The sequence below is a fragment of the Cupriavidus sp. HPC(L) genome (assembly GCF_000307735.3).
In the GTDB taxonomy this organism is placed as follows: Bacteria; Pseudomonadota; Gammaproteobacteria; order Burkholderiales; family Burkholderiaceae; genus Cupriavidus.
The window spans coordinates 1-9,187 of sequence record NZ_AMPR02000103.1 but is presented as its reverse complement, the minus strand read 5'-3'; the positions used below and the strand labels follow the sequence as shown (position 1 = coordinate 9,187).

Here is a 9,187-nt window from a genome sequence, read left to right as displayed (position 1 = left end):
GGTCGCGATCCAGCGCGGCAGCCTCGCACTGGTGGTGCTGGCGACGCTGGCCTGCCTGTACGCGCTGCATGTCGCCAAGGCGTTCGTGATCCCGGTGGTGCTGGCCGTGATCCTGACCTATCTGCTCGATCCGCTGGTATCGGCGCTGCATCGCCAGCGGCTGCCGCGCCCGATCGGCGCGACGCTGGTGTTGCTGGGCCTGGTCGCGGTGCTGCTGTGCGGTGCGTATCTGCTGCAGGGCCAGGTCGAGGCCATCGTCGACCGGCTGCCGGAGATCGCGCGCAAGCTGTCGCGCAGCCTGTCGGCGCTGCTCAGCGGCGACGACTCGATGTGGCAGAAGATCCAGCGCGCGGCGACCGTGCTGACCGGCGGCACGCCCCAGCTGTCGCGCGGCGCCCCGGTCGTCATCGAGAAGCCGGCCGGGGCGCTGCACGACATGGTGCTGGCCGGTTCGGTCAGCGCCTTTGCCGCGGCGGGGCAGGCCGTGGTGGTGCTGTTCCTGACCTTCTTCCTGCTGGTGTCGGGCGACATGTTCAAGCGCAAGTTCGTCAAGATGACGGGCCGCACGCTGACGCAGAAGAAGGTCAACGTCCATATGCTGGGCGAGATCAATCGGCAGATCCAGCGCTACATGCTGATGCTGCTGATCACCAATGCCGCGCTGGGCGTCTGTACCTGGTTCTTGCTGAAGGCGATCGGCCTGCAGCACGCCGGCACCTGGGCGCTGGCGGCGGCCGCGCTGCATCTGATTCCGTATTTCGGCTCCGGCGCGACCGCGATCGCGCTCGGCGTGGCGGCCTTCATGCAGTTCGGCACGCTGGGCCTGGCCGCCGCGGCCGCGGGCGGGTCGCTGCTGATCGCGACGCTGATCGGCTCGGTGGTGCAGACCTGGATGACCGGCCGGATGGCCAAGATGAACCCGGTGGCGGTGTTTGTCGCGCTGCTGCTGTTCACGTGGCTGTGGGGCGCGTGGGGCATGCTGCTGGCGATTCCGCTGGCCGTGATCGCCAAGGTGGTGGCCGACCATATCGAAGGGCTGGAATTCATGGCCGAGTTCCTCGGGGAGTAGGGCCGAGCCGACAAGACCCTGCCGCAAGCAGGGCCAGGGGTTGACCTTCAGTGCGGCGAACTATATCGTAAGATATGTTTTTCGATATAACGAGCGACTGTTCCATGCCCCCTCGCCATCATCACGGCCGGCACGGCCACGGCCCCGGCGGTCCCTTCGGCGGATTCGGCTCCGATGCAGACGGCCTGCGCCGCGGCCGCAAGCTGGGCGCCGACGACCTGCAACTGCTGCTGCTCGACCTGCTGGCCGAGCAGCCCAGCCACGGCTACGAACTGATCAAGGCGCTGGAAGCGCGCAGTGCCGGCTTCTACAAGCCTAGCCCGGGCGTGATCTATCCCGCCTTGACGTACCTGGAAGAGATCGGCCACGCGGCCGTCGACGTCGACGGCAACCGCAAGTGCTACCGGCTGGCCGAGCCGGGCCGCGAGTTCCTGCAGGCCAACCGCGAACGGCTGGCGCTGCTGTGGAACGGGCTGCGTCATGCCGCCCGCAAGATGGAGTGGGTGCGCCGCGCCCTGGCCGGCGAGCCGCCGCCGGAGCCGGACGATCAGGGCAACGGCTGGTTGCCGGAATTCGTGCAGGCGCGGATGGCGCTCAAGCGCGCGCTGCTGCTGCGCACCGATGCCTCCCCTGACGAACAGCGGCGCATCGCCGACATCCTGCTGCGCGCCGTCGCCGATATCGAAAACACCGAGGCGGCCGCCGTGCCGCCGCATCCCGCCCGACCACGCAATCCGAGGTAATGCATGTCCGCAACCGACCGTGCCACATCCATCGACGCCACCGATCGCCGCGACGCCGCGCTCACCGTCGAGCGCGTCCGCCATCCGCTGAAGTTCCGCCATATCCAGGTGGTCCGCACGCAGCGGATCTCACCGGCGCTGCTGCGCGTGACCTTTACCGGCGACGATCTCGCCGACTTCGTGTCGGCCTCGTTCGACGACCATATCAAGGTGTTCCTGCCGGCGCCGGGACAGCAGCGCCCGGTGCTGCCGGAGATGGGGCCCGACGGTCCGATGTTTCCTGAAGGACAGCCGCGCCCGATCGCGCGCGACTACACCCCGCGCCGCTACGACGCCGCGGCGCGCGAGCTCGATATCGAATTCGTGCTGCACGGCGATGGCCCGGGCGCCAGCTGGGCGGCGCAGGCGCAGCCCGGACAATGGCTGGGCATCGGCGGGCCGCGCGGTTCCTTCGTGATCCCGTCGGCGTTCGACTGGCATCTGCTGATCGGCGACGAAGCGGCGCTGCCCGCGATCGCGCGCCGGGTCGAGGAACTGCCGGCCGGCAAGCGCGTGGTGGTGGTCGTCCAGGTCGACGATCGCGAGGCGCGTGTCGATCTGCGCGGCGACGCCGCCTGCGAACTGCACTGGCTGTATCGCGCCGAAGGCGACGAACTGCTGACGACGCTGCGCCGGCTGGAATTGCCTGCCGGGGAGGGCTATGTCTGGGCCGCCGGCGAGGCAGCCGCGATGCGCGCCGTGCGCGCCTGCCTGGTCGACGAGCGCGGCATCGACAAGCGCCGCATCCGCGCGTCGGCCTACTGGAAGCACGGCGCCGTCGGCGTGCATGAAACGCTCGACGACTGAGCCGCGTAAAGAGGCCGGAGTTGGAGAGGGCCGAGAGGGCGTCCGGCTCAGTGCGAGCCGGCGTGTCCGCCCTGCCGATGGAACTGCGTATGCCGGTAGAGTCCGTACAGGCTGGTCGCGGTGAAGCCGAGCTGTTGCACGAACAGGCCATAGGTGCCGGTCACCAGTGCGAACACGCTCCACACAATGTTCGAGCACAGGTACGAAATCCAGCCCCAGCGCGACGCCTTGTTGTGCAGCGCGACCAGCAGCGAACCGCTCATCGCGAGCGCGCAGCCCGACCATTCCAGACCATTGAGCACCATCGGCAGTTGGGCGGCAGCGAGATCCATCGCGCTATGTCTCCTTTTATTGTGTTCAAGTTTTGCATACAAAGCGTGCGAAGCTTAACGCCGAAGCACGCTGGGAGCAAGAGGGATATACGCCTGGCGCGACGTGCGGCGGACTCCTTCCCACGGAAGCGGGCCGATCAACGCGAGATCGCGCCTGCACGACGGCGATGGACGCGCGCCCGTAACCCGATTAACATCGTCGCCGGCGGCACTGACAACCGCCAACGTCGCTCGGACGGTTCCGGGCGCTTACGTACAAGGACAACCATGTCAGCCATTCCGGCATCCCCCGGCTCGAGCCCGTCGAGCCAGCGCCGCTTCGCGCGCATCGATCGTCTTCCCCCCTACGTCTTCAATATCACCGCCGAGCTCAAGATGGCGGCGCGCCGCCGCGGCGAGGACATCATCGACATGAGCATGGGCAATCCCGATGGCGCGACGCCCGCGCATATCGTGGCCAAGCTCACCGAGGCGGCGCAGCGTCCCAATACCCACGGCTATTCGACCTCGCGCGGCATTCCGCGGTTGCGCCGCGCGATCTCGCACTGGTATCGCGAGCGCTACGGCGTCGACATCGATCCGGAGCGCGAGGCCATCGTGACGATCGGCTCGAAGGAGGGGTTGTCGCACCTGATGCTCGCCACGCTCGATCGCGGCGACACCGTGCTGGTGCCCGACCCGAGCTATCCGATCCATATCTACGGGGCGGTGATCGCCGGCGCCGATATCCGCTCGGTGCCGCTGATCCCCGGCGTCGACTTCTTCGCCGAGCTCGAACGCGCGATCCGCGGCAGCTATCCAAAGCCGAAGATGATCGTGCTCGGATTCCCGTCGAACCCCACCGCGCAATGCGTGGAACTCGATTTCTTCGAGCGCGTGATCGCGCTGGCCCGCAAGCACGACATCCTGGTCGTGCATGACCTCGCCTATGCCGACATCGTCTTCGATGGCTGGAAGGCGCCGTCGATCCTGCAGGTGCCGGGCGCCAAGGACATCGCGGTGGAGTTCTTCACGCTGTCGAAGAGCTACAACATGGCCGGCTGGCGCATCGGCTTCATGGCCGGCAACGCCGACCTGGTGACGGCGCTGGCGCGCATCAAGAGCTATCACGACTACGGCACCTTCACGCCGCTGCAAATTGCCGCGATCGCCGCGCTCGAGGGCGACCAGCAATGCGTGCGCGAGATCGCCGCGCAATACCAGTCGCGCCGCGATGTACTGGCGCGCGGGCTGAACGAGGCCGGCTGGCCGGTGGAGCTGCCGAAGGCATCGATGTACATCTGGGCGCGGATTCCCGAGCCGTATCGCGCGCTGGGCTCGCTGGAATTCGCCAAGCAGCTGCTGGAGAAGGCCAAGGTGTCGGTATCGCCGGGCATCGGCTTCGGCGACTTCGGCGACGACTACGTGCGCTTCGCGCTGATCGAAAACGAATCGCGCATCCGGCAGGCGGTGCGGGGCATCAAGGCGATGTTCCGCGCCGATGGGCTGGTCGCACCGGCGGCGGCTTCCGCAACGGCGCCAAAGCCCTGAGCACGCTCGCGTACCGCATGTCGTTCCCGCGAAAGCGGGAATCCAGCGTCTTTGAAAGCCGCTGGGTTCCCCGCTTTGGGGGACGACGATCTCCGTTGGCAAGCTTGGGCGCTCTCATCAGCGCCTCTCTTGCTTCAATGCGGCCGCGCCGGCGGAACACGCATGGCGAGGATGCGGTTTGCTGACTCGGCGCGCGTTCTCAGCTCTGTCATTTCTGCTTGAAGCAGCTTCTCCAGCGGGGTGGCGCCTTTGATGTCACCTCGCCACAGACACCGTGCAATGAAGTCGATAGCGGCTTCGGCTTGTTGAAGCCTGTGTCCGTAGACAGGTTCGTGATGCGCAATGCGATTCCTGGTCTGATAAAGCGCTTCAAGATGGCTGGCAACCAATGCGCGCGACACCGATTTGTCCGGGAAGACGTGCTTCAGCGCGGGTCGCCATAGCGTGTGCTCGTAGCTCGTTGAAAACAGCCGCTTCCAGAAGTACGGAGTCAGCTGTACCACCAGTTGTCCCATCGATACGCTGACGACCTCTTGCCGGGCCCTCAGGATGTGCTCATATGCAAGACCGTGCGGTGCAATGCCGCCGCAGAACGCGCGTCTATCCAGTTGTTGCCGTTCGTCCAGGTTCATCTTTGCGTACGCAGTCTTTCGCGCGCTGGCGTCGGCCTGCAGGATCTTCGCTTTCAACTCGTTGTCCCACTGAAAGGGAGCGGGCGGCATGCGGAGCCAGTCCGGGGTTTGGAAGTGGTCCGTCAGCTGGGCACAGACGGCGTTGCGCAATGCAATCTCTACCACGGCGGTGACCGTCATCAGCGAGGCGGCAAGTCTGAGCATTGCCTGATGGAGCGCAATGGCGCTGCGGCGAGACCCGGTGAAGCGCTCGAACGTTCCAAGCCGTTCGTCCGAGAGAAGGGCTGCGACGCTAGCCAATTCTGGTTCGGACAGGTGGTCCATTGACTCGAGCTGTGAGCGTGGCTATATTCGCTGGCGATAGGTCGGGATCAGTGTCGGCAGCTGCCTGAATAGGCAAGCGGACCCCCAACTTCCTCCTTGAAGGGCGCTCCGTGGAGCGCCCTTTTTCCTTCAAGGCGCGGGAATCGTAACCGGTAGGACGGCAGAACGGTGTTTCCACCTGTGCCGGAGCGGGATGACCAAGCCGCTGGGTCCCCGCCTTCGCGGGGACGACAGACTTGTCGGCTATACAGGGCGCTCTTCGGAGCGCCCTTTCCTATTTCAGTGCTGGTGCCGACAGCGGATGCCGCTCGCCTTCCCACGGCGACACGAAGAACCCGCGTACCGCATCGGGATCGACCGCATCGTGGCTGTCCACCCGCCACCGTGGCGTCTGGTCCTTGTCGACGATCAGCGCGCGCACGCCCTCGATGAAGTCGCCGTCGGTGAAGGCGTGGCTGACCACGTCGAGCTCCATGCGGAAGCAGTCGGCCAGGTCCAGCCGGCGGCCGCGCAGCAGCAGTTCGCGGGTGACGGCGGTCATCAGCGGGGAGCGGCCGCGCAGCAGCGTCGCCGTCTTCGCGGCCCAGTCGGCGCAGCATGGATCCTGTTCACCAGCGAGGCCTTGCAGGATCGACGCGGGCGTCGCGTCGGCGCGGAAGTGCCGCAGCAGCGCAGGCAGTACTTTCAGCAGCGGGGCATCGGCCGCGGTGGTCGGCGACGCCGGAGCCAGCGCCCGGCGCAGCGTTGCCAGCACCGTGTCACGGTCACTGGCCGGCCAGGCGATGCTGGCCAGCGTCGTCTCCAACTCCACGAGCGAAGCGCTGTCGACCGCGACATCCGCGAGTCCGCACAGCAGCGTATCGGCCGCGCCGAGCGTCACGCCGGTCAGGCCGACATACAGCGCCAGCTCGGGCGTCATCCGCGACAGGAAGTGGCTGGCGCCGACATCGGGCACCAGGCCGATGCCGGTCTCGGGCATTGCGACGCGGGAGCGTTCGGTGACGATGCGCAGCGGTGCCGCTTGCGCCAACCCCATGCCGCCGCCCATCACGATGCCGTCCATCAGCGCGGCCACCGGCTTCGGATAGCGGTGCAGCTCGAAGTCGAGCTGATATTCGTCGACGAAGAAGCGCCGGTACAGCGGTTCCCCATCGTCGCCGCCACGTCCGGCCGCGGCGTCGCGATAACTGTCGTATAGCGCGCGGATATCGCCGCCGGCGCAGAACGCCTTGTCGCCGGCGCCGCGCAGCACCACGGCAACGATATCCTTCTGCGCTGCCCAGTGCCGCAGCTGTTCTCGCAGCGCCACGATCATCGGAAACGACAGCGCATTGAGGTGGCGCGGCCGGTTCAGCGTCACCAGCCCGACGCGGTTGATGACCTCGAAGCGGACTTCATCGGTGCCCTCGGCCTCGATCCGCGGCGGCAGCGATTCGACTCTTGCGTTCACGCCGCGCCTCCATCGGCGTCGAGGTATTGCCGAATGACGCCCGAGAAATCGAGCTGCCCGTCTCCGCGCTGACACATCGCCTGGTACAGCTGCTGCGCCAGCGCGCCGAGGAACAGCGGCTGCCGCACCGCGCGGGCGGCGTCGTTGGCCAGGCCCAGGTCCTTCAGCATCAGTTCGGCGCCGAAGCCGCCGCTGTAGCCGCGCGCGGCCGGGGCGGTGTCGATCACGCCGGGGTAGGGGTTGCAGGTGTCGGACGACCAGCAGCGCCCCGTCGACGTGTTGACGATGCCTGCCAGCACCTTGGCGTCGATGCCGAGCCGCGCGCCGAGCGCCATCGCCTCGGACACGCCGATCATCGAAATGCCGAGGATCAGGTTGTTGCAGATCTTCGCGACCTGGCCGGTACCGGTGTCGCCGCAGCGGACCACGTTCCTGCCCATGCCGGCCAGCACCGGCTGCAGCCGCTCGAACAGCGCCGCGTCGGCGCCGACCATGAAGGTCAGCGTGCCGGCCTGCGCGCCGCCGGTGCCGCCGGACACCGGCGCGTCGGCGAACGGATTGCCCTGGCGCGCGGCCAGCGCGGCGAGTTCGCGCACCGTCGCCGGGTCGATCGTGCTCGAATCGATCAGCGGCACGCCGGCACGCACGCCGGCCAGCACGCCGTTCTCGCCGGTGTAGACGCCGCGCACGTGCGCCGCGGCCGGCAGCATCGTGATCACGATGTCGGCCTCGGCAGCTGCCTGCTTCGGCGAATCGGCGCCGCTGGCGCCGGCGTCGCGCAAGGCGGCAAGCGCCTGCGCATTGAGATCGAACACCGTCAGCGTGTGGCCGGCCTTCAGCAGGTTGCGCGCCATCGGCGCGCCCATGTTGCCCAGGCCGATAAAGGCGATATGCATCGAGGTCTCCTGTCCGTTGGGTCCGTTGGGCTGGTTCAGCGCAGCGCGATGGTGGTGTTGACGCCCTGGTTCACGGTCTCGTCATCGAACCAGCGCGCCGTCACGGTCTTGGTCTGCGTATAGAACTGCACCACCTGCTTGCCGTAGGGCCCGAGGTCGCCCAGCTTGGAGCCGCGCGAGCCGGTGAAGCTGAAATACGGCACCGGCACGGGAATCGGGATATTGATGCCGACCTGGCCCACGTCGATCTCGCTCTGGAACTTGCGCGCCGCGGCGCCGCTCTGCGTGAACACGCCGGTGCCGTTGCCGAAGGGATTGCGGTTGACCAGCGCGATCGCCTCGTCGAGCGTGTCGACGCCGATCACGACCAGCACCGGCCCGAAGATCTCCTGCGTGTAGATCGACATCCCGGTCGTCACGTCGGTGAACACGGTCGGTCCGATGAAGTTGCCGTCCGGATAGCCCGGCACGCTGACATCGCGGCCGTCGAGCGCCAGCGTCGCGCCTTCCTGCACGCCGGCCTCGATCAGCCCCAGGATGCGCTGCTTCGCCGCGACCGACACCACCGGTCCGACATCGGTGCCGGGCTCGGCGCCGGCGCCAACCTTCAGCATGCGTGCCTTGGCGATCAGGTCGGGCACCCAGTCGCGCGCCGCGCCGACCAGCACCGCCACGGAGGTCGCCATGCAGCGCTGGCCCGCCGCGCCGAAGGCGGCGCCGACCAGCGCGTTCAGCGTCTGCTCCTTGTGCGCGTCGGGCAGCACCACCGCATGGTTCTTCGCGCCCATCATCGACTGCACGCGCTTGCCGTGGCTGCCGGCCAGGTTGTAGACATGGGTGCCGACCGCGGTCGAGCCGACGAAGGACACCGCCTTGACATCGGGATGCGTGCACAGCGCGTCGACCACGTCCTTGGCGCCATGCACGACGTTCAGCACACCGGGCGGCACGCCCGCTTCGAGCGCGAGCGCCACCAGTTCCATCGTCGACAGCGGGTCCTGCTCGGAGGGCTTGAGCACGAACGTATTGCCGCAGACGATCGCCATCGGGAACATCCACAGCGGAATCATCGCCGGGAAATTGAACGGCGTGATGCCGGCACACACGCCGATCGGCTGCTGCAGCGTGTAGGTGTCCACGGCCGCGGCCACGTTTTCGGCAAAGCCGCCTTGCTGCAGCGTGCCGATCGACGCGGCATGCTCGACCACCTCCAGGCCGCGGAAGATGTCGCCCTCGGCGTCGGACAACGTCTTGCCCTGTTCGGCGGTCAGGATCGCGGCGATGCGCTTGCTGTGCTCGCGGATCAGCGCCTGGTACTTCAGCATGATGCGCAGCCGGGCCCCGATCGGCGTATGGCGCCAGCTC

General features: G+C 67.4%; 9 protein-coding genes. 4 read left to right on the top strand and 5 right to left on the bottom strand.

Annotated elements, in window-relative coordinates; all coding sequences use genetic code 11:
• From B551_RS07785 to B551_RS07775, 3 genes are all read left to right on the top strand, one after another.
• Window positions 1-1,069, top strand: a 1,069-nt coding sequence (locus B551_RS07785; RefSeq protein ID WP_023263816.1) for an AI-2E family transporter, incomplete at its 5' end; no start/stop codon positions are given.
• A 104-nt stretch (window positions 1,070-1,173) separates the two neighbouring features.
• A complete protein-coding gene (locus tag B551_RS07780) occupies window positions 1,174-1,812 on the top strand; it encodes a PadR family transcriptional regulator (protein WP_023263815.1) in 639 nt (212 codons plus the stop codon).
• A gap of 3 nt (window positions 1,813-1,815) precedes the next feature.
• Window positions 1,816-2,658 carry a siderophore-interacting protein gene (locus B551_RS07775; RefSeq protein WP_006577852.1) on the top strand — a complete coding sequence of 281 codons (843 nt, stop codon included), beginning with the start codon at window positions 1,816-1,818 and terminating at the stop codon, window positions 2,656-2,658.
• A gap of 47 nt (window positions 2,659-2,705) precedes the next feature.
• On the opposite strand, the gene B551_RS07770 is transcribed toward B551_RS07775, so the two are convergent.
• A complete protein-coding gene (locus tag B551_RS07770; protein ID WP_006577853.1) occupies window positions 2,706-2,990 on the bottom strand; it encodes a nicotinamide mononucleotide transporter in 285 nt (94 codons plus the stop codon).
• Window positions 2,991-3,257: 267 nt separating this feature from the next.
• On the opposite strand from B551_RS07770, the gene alaC reads away from it, so the two are divergent.
• Window positions 3,258-4,520, top strand: a complete 1,263-nt coding sequence (alaC, locus tag B551_RS07765) for an alanine transaminase (RefSeq protein ID WP_006577854.1) — start codon at window positions 3,258-3,260, stop codon at window positions 4,518-4,520.
• Between the two features lie 134 nt (window positions 4,521-4,654).
• Here the strand turns inward: alaC and B551_RS07760 are convergent, their stop codons facing one another.
• The 4 genes from B551_RS07760 to B551_RS07745 all read right to left on the bottom strand — a co-directional run.
• Entirely contained in the window at window positions 4,655-5,476 is an 822-nt protein-coding gene (locus B551_RS07760; RefSeq protein WP_006577855.1) for a hypothetical protein, read from the bottom strand.
• Window positions 5,477-5,750: 274 nt separating this feature from the next.
• Window positions 5,751-6,926 carry an enoyl-CoA hydratase/isomerase family protein gene (locus B551_RS07755; RefSeq protein WP_006577856.1) on the bottom strand — a complete coding sequence of 392 codons (1,176 nt, stop codon included), beginning with the start codon at window positions 6,924-6,926 and terminating at the stop codon, window positions 5,751-5,753.
• Window positions 6,923-7,822: a 3-hydroxyisobutyrate dehydrogenase gene (mmsB, locus tag B551_RS07750; protein ID WP_023263814.1), complete on the bottom strand. Its 900-nt coding sequence runs from the start codon at window positions 7,820-7,822 to the stop codon at window positions 6,923-6,925. Before mmsB ends, B551_RS07755 begins: the two co-directional genes overlap by 4 nt.
• 35 nt (window positions 7,823-7,857) lie before the next feature.
• Window positions 7,858-9,187 (bottom strand): CoA-acylating methylmalonate-semialdehyde dehydrogenase (locus tag B551_RS07745; protein ID WP_023263813.1); only part of this gene is annotated, 1,330 nt, incomplete at its 5' end.